The organism is Thiohalophilus thiocyanatoxydans (assembly GCF_004366735.1).
GTDB classification, from domain to species: domain Bacteria; phylum Pseudomonadota; class Gammaproteobacteria; order UBA6429; family Thiohalophilaceae; genus Thiohalophilus; species Thiohalophilus thiocyanatoxydans.
In genome coordinates, this window is the sequence record NZ_SOQX01000011.1 from 1 (window position 1) to 22,820 (window position 22,820).

Below are 22,820 nucleotides of genomic sequence, written 5' to 3' on the forward strand. Positions count from 1 at the left end.
CGCTTCTCGCTCCGGTCGGGCTCGCCAGACGGCACATCCCTGTGCCGACTGGCGAGTGCGCGCGTCCATGCGCGCACCCTTCGGGCTAATCCTCCCTCCACTGCGATGCTCGGCGGCGTCTGACGGGATCAAAAACAGACTAGCGATGGAAAGGGCTGTTAAAGGGTTTTGACCCCTTTAATGGGAGCTCCGCTATCGCTTTCACACGTTGGGAATTCTCGATGAAAAGACAGGAAAGATCGTGCCAGCCCGGGGCTGGCACGGTAGGTAAATGCCCGAAAATGTAAACTATGTGCCCGGTTTAATTCGTAAATTATGATCGGTTTGCACAGAGGGGTGATCAAGCATCCAGTCTCTATCAAAAGGATCGCCCTCCGGGCTGCTGAATTTTCAAAGCGGGCTCTCGCGCCTCATCTTTTATTCCCTCCCCTACAGGGGGAGCAGCCTAGAGGGCATAAAAGGTTAGGGCGGGGTGATCAAAATCTACTTCCTAAATGACCGCCCTCCGGGCGCCCTTGTTCTCGAAAGCGCTGACCCGCCAGCGCGCCTCGGGTTCATTTCTTTGTCACGCGACAAAGAAACGAACCAAAGAAAACGCGCCCGAAAACGCCGCCGGTCCAGCCATTTCCAATGGCTGAACCGGTTCCCTGCGCTTCTCGCTCCGGTCGGGCTCGCCAGAAGGGCCATCCTTGGCCACTCTGGCGAGTGGCGGCATCCCTGCCGCCACCCTTCGGGCTAATCCTCCCTCCGCTGCGATGCTCGGCGGCGTCTAACGGGATTAAAAACAGACTAGCGAAGAAAAGTGTTGTTAAAGGGTTGCCGCTTTTAATGATACTGGGTTGGTAAAAATTTAATTCCTACGTCCCCCTCTCCCCAACGAACGCCTTGTTAGGTGATTTTTTATGATTGACTTGCTTCCACTACCCAATCATAGACGGGCTGTAACTCGGAAATTTTGTTTTTGATATTTCCTTCTATATCTCCTTCGATACTTAAATAAGTCCATATTGTTAGGTGCGGAGAAATATCTTTCATGAGCTCTCTGCCATTCGACTCTAGCGTGACAGGTTGATTTCTTTTTCTACCACGATAATTTTTGTTTTCATCAAGACAAGTTAATGCTTCTTCCAAAATTGAAGACCATATATTCTGATCAATTTCTGATAATGGGTATTCTCGACCACCTATGAATTTCTCTTTAATATTTAGTCTTGATGCACCCTGCCACGCATCACGGGAAAACTGAAGGGTTATATTATTAGGATGATTTATTTTCGATTTAATTTTATCTATGCTTGGTTTATTCAAAATGAATGGGGCAATTAGCCATCTTCCGGTCTTTGCACTTCCTTCAAGGTTAACACCAAGTCGTATTTCTTCCGTTTCAGTATTCACCGATAGATTCCATTGCACTCCCTCATTTCCATCGCTCATACCAAAACTAGGTTTATTTAGTTGACCAAAAGGCCTGCCTTTAACGTTAAGCAATGAGGTGAAGAGTTGGAGTAGCTCAGCATATTCTGAATCAATACGCCTGAATGTATGTTTGCGCTTTTTAGCTCCGTTTTTCGGTTTTGTTTTAAGAGGGATTATTTCTTCAATATTTATTTTATTTATTTCTGTTTGCTTATCAAATATAGAAAGTAATGCCGTATTTGCATCATCAGCATTTATATTGAAAAACTCACGACCTTTTTGACGTAGAGGGTATAATTTGGAATGAACAAGAGATTCTAGTTTTTTACAGTCATCTACAGCAATGTAGTGTGCCACCGACCAAATGAAATCACCAGTAGAACTGTTGTTAATTTCGTTGCATCTTTCATGAGGGGTTCTGGTCGTCATCCCGATTTTGCATACTGGAAGGTCAATATCCTTTGCTTCAAGGATATAAACGTAACCCTTATTATAGTTTTCTGATTCTTCCATTCAGTTATCTTCGCCTAACAGTGACTTAGACAGAATCTGTCTTTACCGGATTTAGGCAGATTCTGCCTATATAAATTATTGTCAAATTTTGGATACATTAAATACTAGCAATTGATTGCGGGTTTTCGAGGCCGGAAATGGAAGAGCAATTGCATCTAAGGGGTTCCCCGGGCTTGCTAGTCTATTTTCAATCCCGTTAGACGCCGCCGAGCATCGCAGTGGAGGGAGGAATAGCCCGAAGGGTGCGCGCAGGGAGGCGCGCACTCGCCAGTCGGCACAAGGAGGTGCCGTCTGGCGAGCTCCGACCGGAGCGAGAAGCGCAGGGAACCGGTTTAGCCATTGGAAATGGCTGAACCGGCGGCGTCTTCGGGCGCGTTTTCTTTGGTTCGTTTCGTTGTCGCGTCACAACGAAATGAACCCGAGGCGCGCTGGCGGGTCAGCGCTTTCAAGATTCAGGGCGCCCGGAGGGCGAACAATTTTGACAGGGTTTGTTTTTATCACCCCTCCCTAACCCTCCCCTGGAAGGGGAGGGAACTAGATCCGAGATTTCGACTATTTAGCCTTCCCGACCTTCGTCGCCTCCGACACTTTCATCAACTTCCCGCTTTTCACATCATAGATATACCCGTATATCGGAATATCTTCCGGCACCAGCGGATGGTTACGGATGCGCTGGACGTCTTCAATGACGTTCTGTTCGTTGTCGGGACGGTCAGTCAGCCCGATAGCGAGGATGTCAGGTAGCGTTCCATGCAACCTGACCTACGGTGCTGGCGAATTAAACAGAGTTATTTTCTCTGCGTTTCCGCGTCTCCGCGCCCTCCGCGTTATTTCCAGAGAACCCGAAAAGAGGACCTATTCTTCCGCCATGGCCGCCAGCAGGTCAGCCTGGTGTTCGTCGCTGAGGGGGTTGATGACTTCATCCAGGTTGCCCTGCATGATTTCTTCGAGTTTGTAGAGGGTGAGATTGATGCGGTGGTCGGTGATGCGGCCCTGGGGAAAGTTGTAGGTGCGGATGCGTTCGGAGCGATCGCCGCTGCCGACTAATGATTTGCGTGTCTGGGCCTGGTCGCTTTGTTGCTTGTCGACTTCCACCTGATGCAGTTTGGCCTGCAGCAGCGACATGGCTTTGGCGCGGTTTTTGTGTTGCGAGCGCTCTTCCTGGCATTCGACCACGATGCCGCTGGGCAGATGGGTGAGGCGAATGGCCGAGTCGGTCTTGTTGACATGCTGGCCGCCGGCGCCGGAGGCGCGGAAAGTATCGATCTTGAGATCGGCCGGGTTGATGTCGACCTCTTCGATATCATCGGCCTCGGGCATGACCGCCACGGTACAGGCCGAGGTGTGGATGCGGCCCTGGGATTCGGTTTCGGGAACGCGTTGCACACGATGTACGCCGGATTCAAACTTTAAATGTGAATAGGCGCCGTTGCCGGCGATGCGCGCGATGATCTCTTTATACCCGCCGTGCTCGCCTTCGCTTTCGTTCAGGATCTCCAGTTTCCAGCCCTGTTGTTCGGCGTAGCGTGAATACATGCGAAACAGATCGCCGGCGAACAGCGCGGCTTCGTCACCGCCTGTGCCGGCGCGGATTTCCAGAAAGATGTTCTTGTCGTCGTTGGGATCGCGCGGCAACATCAGGCGTTGCAGTTCGTCTTCCAGCTGTGCCTGGCGTTGCTCGGCGCTGCGCAGTTCTTCCTCGGCCATCTCCCGCATCTCGCCGTCGGCGTCCTCCAGCAGGGCGCGGGCCTCGTCGATCGCGATGAGGGTCTCCTGGTATTGTTTGAAAGTGGCGACCACCGGATTGATCTGGGCGTATTCGCGCGACAGGTTGCGGAACTGGTTCTGATCGCCGATCACATCTGGGTCGGCCAGCAGCGCGTTGATTTCGTCGAGGCGATCGACCAGGTTTTCCAACTTGGACTGGATGGAGGCTTTCATCTGACTACGGACTCAGGCTTCGTCGTCTTTGATGCCGAGCAGATGGCGGGCAGTGTCGAGCAGATCCTTGCGGCCTTCGAAGGCGGCCTGGTTCATCCGGACCGAGGGGTTGTGGATCAGTTTGTTGGTCAGGGTGCGGGCCAGCTCCTGTGCGACCTCTTGCGGATCCTTGCCGGCGGCCAGCTGGCGTTCGGCGTTTTGCAGCGCCTCGTCACGGATCGTATCGGCCTGTTCGCGGAAGCTGCGGATGGTGTCCACGGCTTCGAGCGAGCGCAGCCAGCCCATGAAGTGATCCACCTGGTTGTCGATGATCTCCTCGGCCTGGCGCGCCGCTTCCTGGCGCGACTGGCGGCCCTCCTCGATCACGTCGTGCAGATCATCCACCGTATATAAATAGACATCGGCCAGTTCGCTGACTTCCGGTTCGATATCGCGCGGCACGGCGATGTCGACCATGAACATGGGCCGGTGTTTGCGTTTTTTTATCGCCCGCTCCACCGCGCCCTTGCCCAGGATCGGCAACTGGCTGGCGGTGGAGGAGATGATGATGTCGGCCTCGATCAGTCGCGCCGGCATGTCGGAGAGGGTGATCGCCTCGCCGCCGAAGCCTTCGGCCAGTGACTGGGCGCGCTCGACGGTGCGGTTGGCGACGATGATCTTTTTGATGCCCTGTTCCTGCAGATGCCGCGCCACCAGTTCGATGGTGTCGCCGGCACCGACCAGCATGGCGGTGTGCTTGCCCAGATCGGAGAAGATTCGCTTGCCCAGGTTGACTGCGGCGAAGGCGACCGAGACCGGGCTGGCGCCGATGGCGGTGTCGGTGCGCACCTGCTTGGCGACCGAGAACGTATGCTGGAACAGGCGGTTGAGCTGGCGACCGATGGCGCCGGCATGACTGGCGGTGTTGTAGGCGTCCTTGATCTGGCCCAGGATCTGGGGCTCGCCCAGTACCAGTGAATCGAGTCCGCTGGCCACCCGCAGCAGATGCTGCACGGCCAGGTTGTCCAGGTGGGTGTAGAGATAGGGCTCGACCTCGTCGGCGTCGAGGTCATGGTATTGGCGGAACCAGTGCAGGATGTTTTCGACATTGCTCTGATTCTCGTCGAACCCGCAGTAGAGCTCGGTGCGGTTACAGGTGGAGACGATGGCGCATTCGTTCACCGCCCCGCGTGATTGCAGATCGCGCAGCGCCGCCTCGAGCTTTTCGGGGGCGAAGGAGACCTTCTCCCGGATATCCACCGGGGCGGTCTTGTGATTGATGCCAAATGCCAGTAGTGCCACGCGTTGTATGCCTGAATAGCCGTATTGTGGGGCCGGTTGCCGCTTGATTTATCGGGTTCTCACCCAACATTCTATATTATATCAGCGTCAAATCGGCGAAAGTTGGTTATAGTGGTTATCCATGTCATCTACAATGATCAGAATCAAGTCCAGGTTGTAACGGTATTTTGATGAAAAATTTTATATTTATTATGTGCTTGGCGCTGTTTTTGGCCGCCTGCCAGTCGCCCGCACCACCCGAAGCGCAGGATGATACCCCCGAACCGGGGCCGGAGACCAGCGAGGTCGCCGCGCCCGAGCCCGAACCCGAAGTCGCTACCGGGATGCCGATCCCGGGATCGCTGTCCGGCGAAGTGCTCTATTACCTGCTCGCGGCGGAAATCGCATTGCAGCGTAACCGCATGGATGTCGCCGTGGAGGGCTACAGCAAGGCGGCCCAGAGCACCAATGATCTGCGTATCATCGAGCGGGCGGCGCGCATCGCCGTCTATGCGCGGGATGTTCCGCGGGCCCTGCAGGCGGCCGAACAGTGGGTCCAGCTGGCGCCCCATAACGCCGAGGCCCGCCAGCTGCTGGCTGCCTTGCTGGTGCGCGCGGGCCGGGTCGACGAGGCGGTACCCCATTTCGAGGCGTTGTTGGACCTGAGTCAGGGGGACGATGGGGAGCAGCAGCCTTATATGCTGATCACCTCGCTGCTGAGCAAGGAGGACGATCAGCAGGTCGCCCTGGAAACCATGCAGAAGCTGGTGGCCGATCGGGGGGCGAATCCCGACGCCCAGTATGCGCTGGCCCATCTGGCCATGATGGTGGACGATCTGGAGCAGGCCGAAGCGGCCATCGAACGGGCTCTGGCCGGGCGCCCGGACTGGTCCGAGGCGCATCTGCTGCGGGCCAATATCCTGCATCGACAGGGGAAGAGCCAACGCTTGCTGCGCCTGTTGCGGGCGGAGCTGGAAGAACGGCCGGAGGATGTGGCCCTGCGGCTGTTTCTGGCCCGCAAGCTGGTGGATGAAGAACAGTTCGACGCGGCCCGCCGGGAATTTGACGCGGTGCTGGAACGCCAGCCCGGGCATGCCGATGCGCTCTACGCACAGGGGTTGCTGGCCCTGCAGATGGAGGATTTCGAGCAGGCCGAGACCAGCTTTAAACAGCTGATTGCACAAAAACTGCGGGTCAACGAGGCCCGCTATTATCTGGGCCAGACGGCCGAGATGCAGGAGGCCTACGAGCTGGCGCTCGATTACTACACCATGATCGACGAGGGTCAGCATTATGTGGATGCCCGTGTCCGCGCCGCCGGGATCCTGGTCGAACGGGATGGCCTCGCGGCGGCACGCAAACATCTGCAGGCGACCCGCACCGAGGAGATGGATGAGCAGCTGCGTCTCTATCTGGCCGAGGGTGAGCTGCTGCACAATGCGGGCGAACATGAACAGGCCTACCAGCTTTACACCACGGCACTGGAGCAGATGCCCGATAACAGCCGCTTGCTGTATGTCCGGGCTCTGACCGCCGAGAAGCTGGACAGGCTGGAGCAGACCATCGCGGATCTGCAGCGCATTATCGATAACGAACCCAACAATGCCGAAGCGCTCAACGCCCTGGGTTATACCCTGGTGGACGCGACCGATCGGGTCGACGAGGGCTTCGAGCTCATCCGGCGCGCCTACAAGGTCAACCCCGATGAGCCGGCGATTATCGACAGTATGGGCTGGGCCTATTACCGCCAGGGCGAGTACGACAAGGCGTTGAAATACCTGCAGCGCGCCTTCAACAAGCTCAATGACGGGGAGATTGCCGCCCACCTGGGTGAAGTGTTGTGGGTCACCGGTCGCCGGGATGATGCCCGCGAGGTCTGGGAAGAGGCCCTGCGCGAAGCGCCCGAGCACCAGCTGTTGCGTAACGTCATCGAGCGGCTGACCCGATGAAGGTCTGGATGGTTCTGCTTGCCGGGGTGTGGCTGGCCGGGTGTGCCGCGCCGCCGCAGTCAGATCGGGCGGCGCCGCAAAGCCGGGAGGCGCGCCAGCAGCAGCTCGAAGAGATCGGGGCCTGGCAGGTGAAAGGGCGGGTGGCCATTGTCAACGGCGCCGAGGCCTGGCATCTGAACGTGATCTGGCGCCAGGACGAAGACGACTATCAGATCGAATTGTGGGGCCCGTTCGGCAGCGGCCGGGTGCAACTGGAAGGCGATGCACAGGGCGTGCGATTGAGCGATGCTCACAAGCAAATCTACTATGCCCGCGATCCGGAAAGCCTGCTTTTTGACCATACCGGCGTGAAGATGCCGGTGAGCGGTTTGCGCTACTGGATCCTGGGGCTGACCGATCCGCAGCAGGAACAGGATCAGCCGCGCTACGACGCGCGGGCGCGTCTGACCTCGGTGCAGCAGGAGAGCTGGCACGTGGCCTTCAAACGCTATACCCGTCTGGGCGAGCTGGCCGTACCGGATCGCCTGACGGTGGCGAAGAACGATCTGCAGGTCAAGCTGGTAGTGGATGACTGGCAGCTGCAGTAATTTCATTCGATGACTTCATCCGATCGCCGCCGCTATCTTTCCGTCGCCGTCAAATTGTTCTTTCTTGCCGGGCTGGGGGCATTGGCGGCGGCGTTGATCGCCAGTATCGGGGTTGGCGACGGCGACGGCGACCCGGAGGCCGCCCCGGATCCCTGGCGGATTGAAGTGGACTGGTCGGCGCTGGCGCCCGGCGAGTATCAAACCGTTGAATGGCCCGACGGGAAGCTGATCGGGATCTACCGTCGCGGGCCCGGGATGATCGCGCAGCTGGAGGCGCGGGGCCCGGACGCGCTGCAGGATCCCGACTCCCGCCACAGTCGCCAGCCGGGCGATCTCAATCCCGCCTGGCGCTCACACCACCCCGAGGTGTTCGTCTTCTTGCCCTACGAGACCCGGCGCGGCTGCCGGGTGCGGCTGGACAACGTCCGGCAGGAATGGGTCGATCCCTGCCACGGGGCACGGTTTGATCTGGCCGGGCGTCTGTTGCGCGACACGGGCGTGGCCGAACAACAGAACCTGCGCGTCCCCGATTACGAACTGATCGGCGCACAGCGCCTGCGCCTGCTGCCGCCAGGAACCTGAGCATGGATTCCGTGTTAACCGCAGCGCCCCGGTGGTGGCCGGCCCCGGCCAAGCTGAACCGGTTTTTGCATATTACCGGTCGCCGGGATGACGGCTATCACCTGCTGCAGACGGTCTTCCAGTTGCTGGATTACGGTGACAGGCTGGCCTTTTCGCTGCGCGACGACGGGGCGATCCACCGGGTCACGGCGCTGGCGGGCGTGCCGGCCGAGCAGGATCTGGTGGTGCGCGCGGCGCGCTTGCTGCAGGAGGCCGGCGGGGTCGAGATCGGCACGGATATCCGCGTGGACAAACGCCTGCCGATGGGCGGGGGGCTGGGCGGCGGCAGCTCCAACGCCGCGACCACCCTGGTGGCGCTCGATCACCTCTGGAATACCCGCCTGGGCGTCGATACGCTGGCCGAACTCGGCATGCAGCTGGGTGCCGACGTGCCGGTCTTCGTACGCGGCCACAGCGCCTGGGCCGAGGGCGTGGGCGAGCAATTGCAGCCGCTGGACCTGCCGAATCGCTGGTATCTGGTGCTGATTCCGCCGGTAACTGTCTCAACAGCCGCGGTTTTCTCCGATTCGCATTTGCGGCGGGATTGCCCACCCATTACAATACGCGACTTTCTGGCCGCGCCCGAAAGCCCGCAGTGGGGCAATGTTTGTGAAGCGCCGGTCCGCGCCCGTTACCCCGAGGTGGCCGCGGCCCTGGATGCGCTCAACGCCCTGGCCCCGGCCCGCCTGACCGGCACCGGCGCCTGCGTCTTCGCGGCGTTCGAAACCGAGTCAGCCGCCAATGCGGCCTGGCAGCAACTGGCCGAAGACTGGCAGGGGTTCGTCGCCCGGGGCGTCAACGAATCACCTTTAAATACAGTACTGAGTACCGAGTTCTGAGTACTAAGTACTTAGGACTCAGAACTATTTTTTGGGGTGTCGCCAAGCGGTAAGGCACTGGATTTTGATTCCAGCATGCGCAGGTTCGAATCCTGCCACCCCAGCCATAAATTTTGCGATGGCCGGCTAACAAGTGAGATCATCGCAGGGCAAAACGGGTCAAGACCAGGCAGGATGAGAACCGTAAAAGGTTCGACAAATTTGTCTGGATGACGTACAGGGACGTACTAATGTCGCGGGAGACAGGATGTCGGGAGCGACTCAAATTTGAACCGGGGAGCGCAGCGACACGGGCCCAGAAGGGGCGGAGGGCAGGATGACGTACAGGAAGTACTAATGTCGCGGGAGGCAGGACGCCGGGAGCGACCGCCCGGAGTAATCCTGCCACCCCAGCCATAAATGTAAAGCAAGGCTGATCGACAGCGTCCGGTTTTGAATCACGACGTTGCGTTGAGGCAGGATGAGAACCGAAAAGGTTCGACAAATTCGCCGGGAGCGACCGCGCAGAGTAATCCTCGCCCCAGTCATAAAATATAACGGGCCGGGCCATTCCGCTTACCCCAAAGAGTATGATGCTAAACAACAGACCAGAACTGGATCTCCCCGGGAACCGCGCAGCGGATCGCAGCATGATGATCTTTGCGGGGAACGCCAACCCGCAACTGGCGCAGGACATCACTGCGCGGCTGAGTCTGCCGCTGGGCAAGGCCCTGGTGGGCAAGTTCAGCGACGACGAGGTGATGGTGGAGATCATGGAAAATGTCCGCGGCAAGGACATTTTCATCGTGCAGCCCACGTGCCGGCCGTCGAACGACAACCTGATGGAACTGTGCGTGATGGTCGATGCGCTGCGCCGCTCCTCGGCCGCGCGCATTACCGCGGTGATTCCCTATTTCGGTTACGCGCGTCAGGATCGCCGGCCGCGTTCGGCGCGGGTGCCGATCACCGCCAAGGTGGTGGCCGACATGATCAGCGCTGCCGGCACTGATCGGGTATTGACCGTGGATCTGCATGCCGATCAGATCCAGGGCTTTTTCAATATTCCGGTGGATAATGTTTACGCCTCGCCAATTTTGCTGGGGGATGTCTGGCGGCAGAAGTATCCCAACCTGATGGTGGTCTCGCCCGATGTGGGCGGGGTGGTTCGCGCCCGGGCGCTGGCCAAGCGACTGGATGATGCGGATCTGGCGATTATCGACAAGCGCCGTCCGCGTGCCAACGAAGCGCGGGTGATGAACATCATCGGCGATGTCCGGGATCGCACCTGCATTATCGTCGACGACCTGGTGGATACCGCCGGCACGTTGTGCAAGGCGGCCAACGCGCTCAAGGATCACGGGGCACGTAAAGTGGTGGCGTACTGTACCCACCCGGTATTGTCCGGCCCGGCGGTGGATAACATTACCCACTCATCGCTGGATGAACTGGTGGTGACGGACACGATTCCGTTATCGCCGGCCGCCAGTGAATGTCCGAATATCCGGCAATTGAGTATCGCCGAACTGCTGGCGGAGACCATTCGTCGGATCAGCAGTGAAGAATCGGTCAGCAGTCTGTTTGTCGACTGAGTGCTGACGATCCCGCCTTTTTACAGGCGGGTAACGCCGTCCCTGGTCGCGGGGACGGCATCGCGCATTTTGCGCACCATGTAACAGGAGATTCACCATGAGTGATTTTGTATTGCAAGCAGAACCCCGCAGCGATCAGGGCAAAGGTGCGAGCCGCCGCCTGCGTCGCACGGGCAGAGTACCGGCCGTGATGTACGGCGCCGGCAAGGATCCGGTGATGTTGACACTGGATCATGACGAGCTGGTCAATCAGCTGAAGAACGAAGCGTTCTTCTCCTCGATCCTGACCATCAAGCTGGACAAGAGCGAAGATCAGGCCATTATCAAGGACCTGCAGCGCCATCCCGGCAAGCCCTATATCCTGCATATGGATCTGCAACGCGTCAGCGCCACCGAGGCGATTCGCGTGCAAGTGCCGCTGCACTTTATGAATGAAGAGAAGTGCCCGGGCGTCAAGGAAGGCGGTGTGATTACCCATAACATCACCGAAGTCGAAGTATCCTGTCTGCCCAAGCACCTGCCCGAGTACATCGAGCTGGATCTGGTCGACCTGGATCTGGATCAGACCGTCCATCTGACCGACCTCAAACTGCCCGAAGGCGTTGAGCTGGTGGAACTGATGCACGGCGATGATCATGACCAGCCGGTTGTGGCTATTCACCTGCCGCGCGCTGCCAAGGAAGAGGAAGAAGAAGGCGGTGAAGAGGGCGGCGAGGAAGCCGCTGAAGCCGGCGGCGAAGAAAGCTAACTCTTTTTCTTCGTCTCAACGGACTCTGGTAGCCGGCGTTGTCTGCACCTGTGCAACTGATAGCGGGTCTGGGAAATCCCGGGCCCGACTATGAGGGCACACCGCACAACGCCGGTTTCTGGTTTGTGGATGAAGTCGCCCGCCAACATCACGCCGTCTTCAAATCCGAGAAAAAATTTCATGGCGAGGTCGCCAAATTCAGTCATGCCGGTCAGGATATCTGGCTGCTGAAACCGATGACCTACATGAATCTCAGCGGTCAGGCCGTACAGGCACTGGCCCGGTTTTTCAAAATCGGAACAGAGAATATCCTTGTGGTGCACGATGATCTGGATCTGCCGCCCGGCACGGCCCGTCTTAAAGAAGGCGGCGGCCACGGCGGCCATAACGGACTGCGCGACATCATCAGCAAGATAGGGGGTAACGGGTTTCGGCGGCTCAGACTCGGCATCGGCCATCCCGGCGACAAAAACCAGGTCACCGGCCATGTACTGAAAAAGGCCAGCAAGGACGATCGCATCGCCATCGAGAACGCCATCGACGCGGCCCTCAAAGTCTTGCCGGAAATTCTCGAAGGTGAGCTTCCAAAAGCGATGAACGAACTTCATCGAGGCTAGAAAACCCAACGCAGAGGCGCAAAGGCGCAGAGAACCGCAGAGAAAATATGAATGTTCTTGTTGCCTGCTTGATGTATTGTACCGAGCTCCATGCAACAACCCATTCTTCCACAGGAAAATGATAAAAACTTTGCGTCCTCTGCGCCTCTGCGTTAAATAATTTCATCAGAACAGGAACGAATATGGGATTCAAGTGCGGTATTGTTGGTCTGCCCAACGTCGGCAAGTCGACGCTGTTCAATGCGTTGACCAAGGCGGGTATTCAGGCGGAGAACTATCCGTTTTGCACCATCGAGCCGAATGTGGGTGTGGTGCCGGTGCCCGATCCGCGTCTGGGAAAGCTGGCAGAAATCGTCAAGCCGCAAAAAGTGCTGCCGGCGACCATGGAGTTTGTCGATATCGCCGGGCTGGTGGAGGGCGCGTCCAGGGGCGAAGGGCTGGGTAACCAGTTTCTGGCAAACATTCGCGAGACCGAGGCTATCGCCCACGTGGTGCGCTGTTTCGAGAACGATGACGTGGTGCACGTGGCCGGCAAGGTCGATCCGGTCAGCGATATCGAGATCATCAATACCGAACTGGCGCTGGCCGACATGGAGTCGGTGGAAAAGGCCCAGAACCGCCTGGGCAAGATGGCCAAATCCGGCGACAAGGAGGCCAAAGCAAAAGTCGCGGTCCTCGAGAAAGTGAAAGCCGCGCTGGATGAGGGCAAGCCGGTCCGGGCGCTGGATCTGGATGCCGAAGAGAAGCAACTGATACGCGATCTGTTTTTGCTGACTTCCAAGCCGGCCATGTACATCGCCAATGTCAATGATGACGGCTTCGAGAATAATCCGTTACTCGACAAGGTCAGAGAGTACGCCGCCACCGAAGGCGCGCCGGTAGTGCCGGTCTGCGCCGCCATCGAGGCGGAGATCGCCGAGCTGGACGAGGCGGAGATGGCCGACTTTCTGAACGAAATGGGGCTGGAGGAGCCGGGCCTGAACCGGGTGATACGTGCCGGCTTTGACCTGCTGGGGCTGCAGACCTATTTCACCGCCGGCGAAAAGGAGGTGCGGGCCTGGACCGTCCCGGTCGGCGCCACCGCGCCACAGGCCGCCGGCGTGATTCATACCGATTTCCAGAAAGGCTTCATCCGTGCCGAGGTGACCAGCTACGAGGACTTTGTCCACTACAATGGCGAGGCCGGCGCCAAAGAAGCCGGCCGGCTGCGTCTCGAAGGCAAGGAGTACATCGTCCATGACGGGGACGTGATGCATTTTCGCTTTAATGTCTGAAATGCCAGGGCGGGGAGACACCCGCAAGCGGGAACTCAGTCCGCCTTATTTGTTAACTGGCTGATTTTATTTGAAGATTTTGAACCGGATGGGCACCAGGCGGGCAAGGCTGGCTTGACAACCCGGTCCGGAATGCCGACAATGCGCGGCTCCTGTGGGGCCCGTCCGGGCCAGCAAGATATGGCTACGTAGCTCAGCTGGTTAGAGCACATCACTCATAATGATGGGGTCCCCTGTTCGAATCAGGGCGTAGCCACCATTAACTCAGGTTCTAGGTGCTAGTGACTAGGGGCGAGTGACAAACCCCCATGGCCAACCTTCGTTGCCTGTCACATCATATCCAAATACCCGTTTCGAGTTTTCCCTCCATTATTTGTAGCCGAGGTTATGGCTATGCATAAAAGAGCGGCTACAGGTATTACGGGTTGCTAGTCCCCGCATCTGGTATCTGGTCTGGCCTCTGGCGCCTCTACTAAGAACTAAGAACTAAGAACTAAGAACTCAGCACTCAGCACTCAGAACTCAGAACTCAGAACTCAGAACTCAGAACTCAGAACTCAGAACTCAGAACTCAGCATTTTATTTTTTGGTGAAAAATTATCCGTTATCGATTTATTTCATTCTTGAGAGATTGATTCACGCCCTGAAGAGGTCCGCCGGGCTTGTGTCGGGGTGACGGATGCGGTAACAATAACCTTGTTGCAGTGTAAGTTATTTAATCCGGTTTATTTGAATGATTCTAAAAAAACGTGTGGCTGATTTTTGAGCACGCCCTGTTGGACAACAGTGAACGCTTTGCGTACTTGTGTCATTTAATAACTCAATACAGATGTTTATAAAACACAGTGACTGAATGGGCGCGGCAGCAACTGATAGCTGTATCGGTACTCAGAGCGCTTGTTTGGCATATTCATTTTTGCCTGGCTTTTTGGGCATTATTAAAGGTGGGGTTATGATTCTGAAGTACATAACGATGTCCCTGATCGTTGTCGGTCTGGTTTTATTACTTGCCTCTTTGCAGCCCGTCAGAAAGATATGCCAGGAAAAAGAGTGTACTGATCTTACCTGGAACTTCATTTTTATCCTGTTGCTGCTATTTATTGCCGGGTACATTTCCCAGCTGATTATGCTGAGTCGACAGTCAGTCCCGGGGCTGGCTGAAGTGCTGGTCACGGCGGTTTTTTCCGGCGGCAGCCTGTTTGTGCTGTTGATTACCCGAAGCAGTCTTTCCAGTATTGAATATATCCGCCGTATCTCCGCTCTCGAGCTGCATTACGCTTATCATGACCAATTGACCGGCCTGCCGAACCGGAATTTTCTGTATGAGAAGGTTGATGGATTGATTAAGGAAAACGATCGTCAGCATTTTGAGTTCGCTGTGCTGATGATGGATCTGAACCAGTTCAAGGAAATAAATGACTCCATGGGACATCAGGCCGGCGATAAACTGATCCAGTATGTTGCCGTGCGGATTAAGAAGATATTGCGGGTAACCGATACCTTTGTCCGCCTCGGGGGTGATGAGTTTGCCGTGTTGCTGCCGGGTGCGGATGAAAAAACCGCCAATACGGTGGCCCGGAGCATCGTACAGTTTATGCGTGAACCGTTTCAGGTGGATCGGCGGCAAATTCCCATCGGCCTGAGTATCGGGGTGGCCCGCTATCCGGATGACGGTGCTTCGGCCGATATTCTGATTCAGCATGCCGATGTGGCCATGTATCAGGCCAAGGACAGCGGCACAGGGTATGCTGTTTATGACGCCAGCGCCGATCAATACACTACCGACCGCTTGAGTATGCTGTGTAATCTGCGTGATGCACTGGATAATCACGAGATCACACTCTATTACCAGCCAATCGTCGATCTGGGCCGGGGCAAGGTGTGGGGTGTCGAGGCGCTGGCCCGCTGGCGGCATGCCGAGCTGGGCATGGTCATGCCCAGTGAGTTTATTCCACTGGCGGTGCAATCGAATCAGATGCGCCTCTTGTCACAATATGTATTGCACGCGGCGATTCAGCAGATGGCGCAGTGGCGGGATGATAATATCGAATTGCGTATGAGCGTGAATCTGACTGTGTATGACATTCAGGATGTCTTGCTGCCGGATAAACTGCGCAGCCTGATTGAGCGCTACCGGATCAATCCGGCCAGACTGGTTCTGGAGATTACTGAAAGCAGTGTGATGACTGATTCGCACAGCGTCCGTGTGGTGATTGAACAGTTACATGAAATGGGGGTGACGCTGGCGATCGACGATTTCGGCACCGGTTATTCCTCGCTGGCCTATCTCAAGCAGATTCCGGCGGATGAGATCAAGATCGACAAATCCTTTGTCCGCGACATGACCCGTGATGACAACGACGCCGTCATTGTACGGACCACGATCGATCTGGCGCACAACATGGGACGCCAGGTGATTGCCGAGGGGGTCGAGGACCGGGAGGCCTATGATCTGCTTGAAATTCTGCGCTGCGATCTGGCGCAGGGCTATTATATCTGCAAGCCCCTGCCCGAACCTGAACTGCGGCAGTGGCTGGCGAGGACGCGCTCGGGCGATACAATCACCTGGCCCTTCACCAGTCCCGCCTGAGAGCGGACTCCCGGGATCAGTTGTAGAGGCGCTGGTCCAGGGTGTTGATGTCCCGGATATAGAGTGTCAGAGCGGCTTCGGCGTCATCCCGACTGTCAAACGGGCCCTGATCGCCGCCTTCCCGGCAGGAAAAATACCAGTTTGAATCGATATTGAAAAACCGTCCGCTACGAAAGGGTACGTTGCCTTGTTCTCCCCGGCGATTGGAATGCATGCTTTTTCTCCTTGGCAGGCTTTATGGTCGATAGTCCTGTAACCGATAATTTATAGTCGCCGGAGGCGGGTTCGTCAAATCCGGCGAACCGCTCACCCGACGATCAGAACCCGTGCCGCATCCAGCACCGGCTGCACTTGCCGGATATGGCGTGACAGTGTGTCGCGTTGCGTCGTCAGCTGCGTGATTTCACCCTGACGGACATTGGGGTTGATCTGCGCCAGGTGCTGCAGACGGGTGATCTCATTGTCCAGCAGCCCCCGCATCCGCTGCTCCGCGCTGGCCAGGATTTCCCGGGCCGGGGCCTCGACCAGGGCCCCGGCGCTGTCCAGCATATGCCGCAGTTCACTCTGCCGGGCACGGAGGATTTTCTGGCGGGTGGTCTTGTCCAGTTCGGCCGGTAACAACCGGAGCTGATCGGCGGGAAACCGGGCAGTGCAATCCTCACCCCGGGGATCGACCACCCGGCGTACGGGTGTGGGGGGCAGATAGCGGGGCAACTGCAGACGCCGTGGCGCCGTCCCCTCCAGAATATAGTGGCACTCCAGCAGCAGGGTGCCGGCGGGATAGTCGCCGTGGCGGATGACCGCCAGGGCGGTATTGCCGTGGCGATCCTCGAGCACCCGATCCATGATGCCGCGGATCATCGGGTGCTCCCAGCTCAGAAACTGCCACTCCTCCCGCGCCAGCGCGGTGTTGCGGGAGCGGGTCAGGGTCAGACCGTCGTCAGGCAGGCCGGGAAACTGTTCCATCAGCATATGCGTGCCGGGATGCATAACATGGCTGTCGGCCGTGTGCGGCTCCAGTTCGACACCAAACTGATCGCAGGCTGTCTCCAGATACTCCAGCAGGCGCGGATCGTTTTCCAGGCGGGTAATCGCCCGGTGGATATAGTCGGCCTCTTCGCGTCGATAGGAGTTCAATTCCAGCAGGCGATCCCGGCCCTGTTCCAGTTGTTGGGCCAGCTGTTGATGACAGGCGGCTGCTTCATTCACCAGCGTCGATAATTGGTCCACGTCGTCCCCGGGCAACAACAGCAGGCGATCGATCGCCTCGCGAAAACGGGCGAAGACGGTGGCCCCGGCCGCCGAGGGGCGGTGAAAGGCGTTCAGGGCCTGATCATACAACCGGAATAAGACCTGCTGCGGGCCGTGTTCAAACACCAGCAGATGAATTTGCACCACTTGCGTCTGACCGATCCGATCCAGCCGGCCGATGCGCTGCTCCAGCAGATCGGGATGGCCCGGCAGATCAAACAGCAGCAGATGGTGGGCAAACTGAAAATTGCGCCCCTCGCTGCCGATCTCCGAGCAGATCAGCAGCTGGGCACCCTGCTCCGGATCGGCAAAATAGGCAGCGGCCCGATCCCGTTCGATGATGGACAACCCTTCATGAAACACCGTACTGCGCAGGCCGATCCGCTCGCGCAGGTATTTGTCCAGCGCCTGTGCGGTGTCGGCGTGGGCACAGATGAGCAAAAACTTCTCGCCGCGATGTTGGCGCACAATCGCGATGGCCTGTTCCACTCTCGGATCGAATGTGAGCCAGGTGGCTGGCTTGTCCGCCTGTTGTTGCCATACCTGTTCCGGCATCAGGCGTTGTTCCGGTTCGCTGATATCGGATGCCAGACTGGCATAGGCCTCGGGCAGGGGAAGCGGCGTGACATGGCGTTGACGCTCGGGAAAGCCGCTGATGGCGGCGCGGGTGTTACGGAACAGGACTCGGCCGGTCCCGTGGCGATCCACCAGCAGGTGAATCAGTTGCTGGCGTGCCTTGTCGCGATCCGGATTGTGGTGATCGCTCTGTTGCGCCCGGCTCATCAGACGGGCAAAGGTCGGGTGCTGACCGAGCGCGAGATGAATCGCCTCACGCGAGGCATGACTGAGCGGCTGGTCATCCAGCAATTCGTTAACGGCCCGGATGATCGGCTGATAAAGATCCTCTTCTTCGAGAAATTCATCCAGATCGAAAAAACGATCCGGATCCAGCAAGCGCAGACGCGCAAAGTGGCCGGCGGCGCCGAGCTGTTCCGGGGTGGCGGTTAATAACAATACCGCGGGGATGCGGGCGGCCAGCTGCTCCACAAAACCGTACTCGGGGCTGATCTGCTCCAGGCGCCAGTCCAGATGGTGCGCTTCATCCACCACCAGCAGATCCCACTCGGCGTCGAGAACCTGTTGCTGATACACGGGCGAGCGCATGAACATGTCCAGGCTGCAAAGAACAAGCTGCTCGCTCTCAAACGGCTTTTCACCGGCCTCGGACAGGCCTTCGCAGCGAGCTTCATCCAGCAGACTGAAGCGCAGATTAAACCGGCGCAACATTTCCACCAGCCATTGATGCAGCAGCGTTTCAGGCACCAGTACCAGCACCCGCGAGATGCGCTCATCGAGCAGCTGCTTGTGCATGATCAACCCCGCCTCGATGGTCTTGCCGAGGCCGACTTCATCGGCCAGCAAGACGCGCGGTGTGGCACGTCGGGCGACCTCGTGCGCGATATACAGCTGATGAGGAATCAGATCGACCCGGCAGCCGCACAGTCCCCGCGCGGGATCGGGGAGCAGTTCGTTTTGCATCGTCCGGGTGGTTTGACGTAATTGATAGAGTCGTGCCGGATCGATGCGACCGCTTAACAGACGATCCCGGGGCCGACTCAGTTGCAGACGCGAATCCAGTTCGGATTCGGGCAGCTGGCGGGCGTGCCCCTGATCGTCATGGCCGTGATAGACCAGCAGGCCGTCATTGTCCTCGACCGAGGTGATGTGCAACTTCATGCCGTGAATGTCGAAGACGCTTTCGTGGGGCAGAGAACGAAACCGGGTCAGGGGCGCATCCTGCAGGCGGTAGATCCGATCTTCGTCGATCGCGGGAAAATGGAGTCGTAGTTGACGCGCTTCGACACTCAGAACGAGGGCCAGGCCGAGTTCCGGTTCGTTATCGCTGTACCAGCGTTGGCCTGGGATGAATTGTTCCATTGCGCGATTGTGGCAAATTCCATGACAAACAAAAAGAGTTGTATTTGCCCCTTAACTGTGTACATGAGGCCAGCGCACAGAAAAAGCGCAATGGCAGGTAAAGCGGTCACATATAGCTTTTGTACTCCTCACCCGGATTGGGCAGTCCGGCCAGACGCCATGCTTCACGGTATTGATCGTGAAACAGTCTTTCCAGGCAGTATTTGTCCTGCTGATGAAAAAAACAGACATGCCGTTCCTGTGGGGCATAGCCATGGGTAAAGTAGAAGTCGCGCAAACTTAGCAACAGTTCCCGGTGTTCCTCGCCCAGAATGAGACCGTCATGGGCGGCGAGCGTGGCGGCAAGTTCCTGATTCCATTTTTCGGGGTCCAGTAAAAAGCCGTCCTCGTCAAGCTCGATGGTGGTGTAGTTCCGTGTCATCTCTGGCTGAGTCATCAGTACTACTCCTTATATTGTGAAATCAAACTGCATCGATTGGTCACACGCTTGCTTTAATATATAGGTGCACAGTGGAGGCAACGCAAGAACTGTCACTGAAAGTGCTACATAAACCGGCCCATATTGGGGAGCGTCAGAACCGGTTCACAATTAGTAAACTTGGGTAATTGCCCGCATGGAGAAGTTCCGTGTATTACCTTAAAATTGGGATGTTATTCGGAACGTCGTTGAGAAGGTTAATTTATGTCCGCGCATCTGTTTACTTATGGAACCCTCGAAGTACCGGAGGTTTTTGCGGCAATCACCGGTCGACAAATCACCGGATTCGCGGCAAAGTTGCCCGGCTATGCCCGTTATTACCTGCAAGGCGCAGCCTATCCCGGTATTGTCACGATGCCGGGGGCATCACTTCAGGGAACGTTGTACCTGGATCTGGATGCGACAACACACAAAAAAATCGATCACTACGAGGATACCTGCTACGAAAAGCGCCAGGTCACGGTTCGGCTCGACGACGGACAGGAGCTGACGGCACTGGCGTACGTGATCCCGGAGGACAAAAGCCACCTGCTCTCCTCCCGGCGCTGGGATCGGCAGCAGTTCATCGAACAACACCTGGAAAACTTCCTGCGCTATCTTCGCTAGGCTGGATTTTTATAAAGATTCACCACGAAGACGCGAAGACACGAAGATAAAATTCGTAAGTCGTAAGTCGTAAGTCGTAAGTCGCAAGTCGTAAGTCGTTAAGAGCGTAAGTGATTTTATAAAAACGTTATCACGAAGATACGAAGAAAAAATTTCACTTCGAGACTTCGTGTCTTCGTGGTAGAAAGCTGCCAACTGCCAACTATGCTTGTCTGCCGTACAACCGCTGATAAAGCCCGCCGGCTTCGATCAACTCGTCGTGTGATCCGTGTTCGATGATATGCCCGTCCTCGAATACATAAACCCGATCGGCCTGACGCACCGCGCTGAGCCGATGGGCGATGATCAGGGTGGTGCGATCCCGTAGCGTGTCGTGCAGGGCCCGGTGCACCCGGGCTTCGGTCTCGGTATCGAGCGCGGAGGTGGCTTCATCGAGAATAACGATTTTGGGATCGGCCAGGATCATGCGGGCAATCGCCAGCCGTTGTTGCTGGCCGCCGGAGAGGCGCACGCCCTGGCGGCCGATCAGGGTATCGAGCCGGGCGGGCAGCTGGGCCACCGTCTCGGCGAGCTGGGCGGTGTGCAGTGCCTGCCATAACTGTTCGTCGGGGAGGGATTCGCCCAGGGTCAGGTTGTGGCGTACCGTGTCGTTGAACATGGCCGGGTGTTGCAGCACGGTCACCACATTCTCGCGCACCACGTCGAGGCCGATACGGGTGATGGGAACCCCGTCGAAATAGAGCATCCCGCTGTCAAAGGGGTAAATGCCCAGTAGCACCTGCACCAGGGTCGACTTGCCGCCGCCGCTGGCCCCGACCAGGGCCACCTTTTCCCCCGGCTTGATATCCAGCGAGACGTGGCGCAGCACCGGTTCGTTATCGCCATAGGCGAAGTTGATGTCGTCCAGACGGATCCCGGTGGTGGTTTTGTCGCGAAACGGATCCTCATGGTGGGGATAGCGCGGCTCCAGGCGCAGATCGAGCAGGTTGTTGACGCGGGTCAGCGCCGCCCTGGCGGCATAGAACGCGTATTGCAGGTTCAACAGCTCCTGCACCGGCGTCATCATGAACCACAGATAACCGAACACCGCCATCATCTGACCGATGCTGAGATCCGAGAACACGACCATCAACATACCGGTGGCGCGGAAGGTATCAAAACCGAGTAAAAAGACGCCGAAGGAGAGCCGGCTGGCGGCGTCCGATTTCCAGGAGTAATTGGCGGAATGGTTTTTGACCTGGCGCGCCGCGTCGATCACCCGGCCCAGATAATGGCGCTCGCGGTTGCTGGCCCGGATCTGGCGAATCGCATCCAGGGTCTCCACCAGCGATTCCTGGAATACCTCAAAGGCCTTGTTCTCGTGTTTTTTCAGGGTTTTGACTTTCTTGCCCAGGGTCACGGTGAAGTAGATGACCAGCGGATTGAGAAACAGGATAAACAGGGCCAGTTGCCAATGCAGCCAGAGCAGCACCACGGTCACCCCGATCAGGGAGAGTCCGGCGATCAGGGTTTTGCTGACCGACTGGCCGATGAACTCGTCGATGGCGTTGAGATCGGTAACAAAGTGGGAGGAGACCGTGCCGCTGCCGAGCGTTTCGTACTCGGCCATGGAGATACGCTGCAGGCGTAATAACAAAACCCGGCGCATGCGATAGACCACGTCCTTGGCGACCAGGGTGAACTGACGCGTCTGCCAGACGGTCAACATGATCGAGCCCAGGCGTAACAGCACCGTCACCAGCAGAATAAACAGAATATAGAGCACCGGGCCGTGCCAGGCCGGCGGGAACCAGTGTTGCATGGCGCCGACCAGGGGGCCGGGTTGGTCCAGCAGGACTTCATCCACCAGCAGCGGCATCATCAGCGGGATGGGCACGCTGGCCATGACCGCGAGGATAGCGATGAGGTTAGCCCTGACCAGTTCCCGCTTGTGACGCAGGACCTCGCCGAACAGATAGGGCCAGCCGTAGCCCTGCGGCGGTGTTGATGAGACCGGTTCCTCCGCGGGGATCGGGCGGGTTTCTGTTTCGGCGGAGCTGCGCATGGTGTGAACCGTTCCCGCCGCGTTACTGGGGCGAGAGCTGGTTCAGTTCATCGAGAATATTCAGCACCAGCTGTTCGCCACTGGGCCCCATCCCCTTGCAGAGGACCTTCGGATCGCGTTCGCCCTGTAACAGGTGATTGATAATCCCGCCCAGCTGGCGCATGTCGCCGGGCACCTGAATCATGTATTCGGCCATATTGCCCAGTGTTTGCAGGGCCTCGTTGTCGCCGTGGCTGGCCGCGTGGATCATGTGCGCCAGTCCGGGGGCGGCGACCGTGGCATCGGCCTGGACCGAGGAATCGGGCAGGGTCTCGGGGTTTTGCAGCCCCTGCAGAATCGACTCGATGATGATCCGATCCTCCTCATCCAGATTCAGCAGCAGCGATTCGTCGCGCTGTCCCTGCAGAATCGACTCGATGCGTCTGACCAGTTCGTGCCAGCCCTGCTCGCGCGCCATTTGCAGCATGGGATCCAGCCTTTCGCGTTCGTCGGCATTGAGACAGGCCTTGACCGTCTGCTGGATAAGCGGCGCGTGGGTTTGTCGAATCTGCTGATCGCGTTCTGATATACTCATTGAAAC

The 22,820-nt window shown here is 57.7% G+C and carries 18 protein-coding genes, 2 tRNA genes and 1 pseudogene; 12 read left to right on the forward strand and 9 right to left on the reverse strand.

Going from position 1 to position 22,820, the window contains the following annotated elements:
- Positions 1–900 precede the first annotated feature (900 nt).
- From EDC23_RS13680 to hemA, 4 genes and pseudogenes are all read right to left on the reverse strand, one after another.
- Entirely contained in the window at positions 901–1,929 is a 1,029-nt protein-coding gene (locus tag EDC23_RS13680; RefSeq protein ID WP_134085352.1) for a GIY-YIG nuclease family protein, read from the reverse strand.
- A 552-nt stretch (positions 1,930–2,481) separates the two neighbouring features.
- Positions 2,482–2,628, reverse strand: a pseudogene (locus tag EDC23_RS14380) (carbonic anhydrase); the annotation flags it as partial.
- Between the two features lie 156 nt (positions 2,629–2,784).
- Positions 2,785–3,870: a peptide chain release factor 1 gene (gene prfA / locus EDC23_RS13690; protein WP_134085353.1), complete on the reverse strand. Its 1,086-nt coding sequence runs from the start codon at positions 3,868–3,870 to the stop codon at positions 2,785–2,787.
- A 12-nt stretch (positions 3,871–3,882) separates the two neighbouring features.
- Positions 3,883–5,151, reverse strand: coding sequence for a glutamyl-tRNA reductase (hemA, locus tag EDC23_RS13695; RefSeq protein ID WP_134085354.1), 1,269 nt, complete (start codon positions 5,149–5,151; stop codon positions 3,883–3,885).
- Between the two features lie 170 nt (positions 5,152–5,321).
- Between hemA and EDC23_RS13700 the strand changes: the two genes are divergently transcribed.
- The 11 genes from EDC23_RS13700 to EDC23_RS13750 all read left to right on the forward strand — a co-directional run bounded on the left by EDC23_RS13700 (position 5,322) and on the right by EDC23_RS13750 (position 15,923).
- A complete protein-coding gene (locus EDC23_RS13700; RefSeq protein WP_134085356.1) occupies positions 5,322–7,079 on the forward strand; it encodes a tetratricopeptide repeat protein in 1,758 nt (585 codons plus the stop codon).
- Positions 7,076–7,666, forward strand: a complete 591-nt coding sequence (gene lolB, locus EDC23_RS13705; RefSeq protein WP_134085357.1) for a lipoprotein insertase outer membrane protein LolB — start codon at positions 7,076–7,078, stop codon at positions 7,664–7,666. Before EDC23_RS13700 ends, lolB begins: the two co-directional genes overlap by 4 nt.
- A 9-nt stretch (positions 7,667–7,675) precedes the next feature.
- Complete coding sequence (locus EDC23_RS13710) at positions 7,676–8,248, forward strand: Rieske (2Fe-2S) protein (RefSeq protein WP_134085358.1); 573 nt, start codon at positions 7,676–7,678, stop codon at positions 8,246–8,248.
- 2 nt (positions 8,249–8,250) lie between these two features.
- The gene (ispE, locus tag EDC23_RS13715) at positions 8,251–9,126 is read left to right on the forward strand and encodes a 4-(cytidine 5'-diphospho)-2-C-methyl-D-erythritol kinase (protein ID WP_134085359.1); all 876 of its coding nucleotides are present in this window, start codon (positions 8,251–8,253) and stop codon (positions 9,124–9,126) included.
- Between the two features lie 32 nt (positions 9,127–9,158).
- Positions 9,159–9,233 (forward strand) — tRNA-Gln (locus EDC23_RS13720).
- Between the two features lie 522 nt (positions 9,234–9,755).
- Complete coding sequence (locus tag EDC23_RS13725) at positions 9,756–10,694, forward strand: ribose-phosphate diphosphokinase (RefSeq protein ID WP_134085361.1); 939 nt, start codon at positions 9,756–9,758, stop codon at positions 10,692–10,694.
- Positions 10,695–10,791: 97 nt separating this feature from the next.
- Positions 10,792–11,442: a 50S ribosomal protein L25/general stress protein Ctc gene (locus tag EDC23_RS13730; protein ID WP_134085362.1), complete on the forward strand. Its 651-nt coding sequence runs from the start codon at positions 10,792–10,794 to the stop codon at positions 11,440–11,442.
- A 50-nt stretch (positions 11,443–11,492) separates the two neighbouring features.
- Positions 11,493–12,059: an aminoacyl-tRNA hydrolase gene (gene pth / locus EDC23_RS13735; RefSeq protein WP_243830798.1), complete on the forward strand. Its 567-nt coding sequence runs from the start codon at positions 11,493–11,495 to the stop codon at positions 12,057–12,059.
- A gap of 182 nt (positions 12,060–12,241) precedes the next feature.
- Positions 12,242–13,333, forward strand: coding sequence for a redox-regulated ATPase YchF (gene ychF, locus EDC23_RS13740; RefSeq protein WP_134085364.1), 1,092 nt, complete (start codon positions 12,242–12,244; stop codon positions 13,331–13,333).
- A gap of 182 nt (positions 13,334–13,515) precedes the next feature.
- A tRNA-Met gene (locus tag EDC23_RS13745) sits at positions 13,516–13,592 on the forward strand.
- Positions 13,593–14,285: 693 nt separating this feature from the next.
- On the forward strand, positions 14,286–15,923 hold the full coding sequence (locus EDC23_RS13750; RefSeq protein ID WP_166668880.1) for a putative bifunctional diguanylate cyclase/phosphodiesterase: 1,638 nt from the start codon (positions 14,286–14,288) through the stop codon (positions 15,921–15,923).
- Positions 15,924–15,939: 16 nt separating this feature from the next.
- Here EDC23_RS13750 and EDC23_RS13755 read toward each other — a convergent pair whose 3' ends face one another.
- The 3 genes from EDC23_RS13755 to EDC23_RS13765 all read right to left on the reverse strand — a co-directional run bounded on the left by EDC23_RS13755 (position 15,940) and on the right by EDC23_RS13765 (position 19,548).
- Positions 15,940–16,137, reverse strand: a complete 198-nt coding sequence (locus EDC23_RS13755; protein ID WP_134085367.1) for a DUF6316 family protein — start codon at positions 16,135–16,137, stop codon at positions 15,940–15,942.
- 92 nt (positions 16,138–16,229) lie between these two features.
- Entirely contained in the window at positions 16,230–19,112 is a 2,883-nt protein-coding gene (gene rapA, locus EDC23_RS13760; protein ID WP_134085368.1) for an RNA polymerase-associated protein RapA, read from the reverse strand.
- Between the two features lie 106 nt (positions 19,113–19,218).
- Positions 19,219–19,548 carry a TusE/DsrC/DsvC family sulfur relay protein gene (locus EDC23_RS13765; protein WP_134085369.1) on the reverse strand — a complete coding sequence of 110 codons (330 nt, stop codon included), beginning with the start codon at positions 19,546–19,548 and terminating at the stop codon, positions 19,219–19,221.
- A gap of 246 nt (positions 19,549–19,794) precedes the next feature.
- Here EDC23_RS13765 and EDC23_RS13770 point away from each other — a divergent pair, with 246 nt between their 5' ends.
- Positions 19,795–20,196, forward strand: coding sequence for a gamma-glutamylcyclotransferase family protein (locus EDC23_RS13770; protein ID WP_134085370.1), 402 nt, complete (start codon positions 19,795–19,797; stop codon positions 20,194–20,196).
- Positions 20,197–20,398: 202 nt separating this feature from the next.
- Here EDC23_RS13770 and EDC23_RS13775 read toward each other — a convergent pair whose 3' ends face one another.
- Positions 20,399–22,240, reverse strand: coding sequence for an ABC transporter ATP-binding protein (locus EDC23_RS13775; RefSeq protein WP_134085372.1), 1,842 nt, complete (start codon positions 22,238–22,240; stop codon positions 20,399–20,401).
- A gap of 22 nt (positions 22,241–22,262) precedes the next feature.
- Complete coding sequence (locus EDC23_RS13780) at positions 22,263–22,814, reverse strand: hypothetical protein (RefSeq protein ID WP_134085374.1); 552 nt, start codon at positions 22,812–22,814, stop codon at positions 22,263–22,265.
- Positions 22,815–22,820 lie beyond the last annotated feature (6 nt).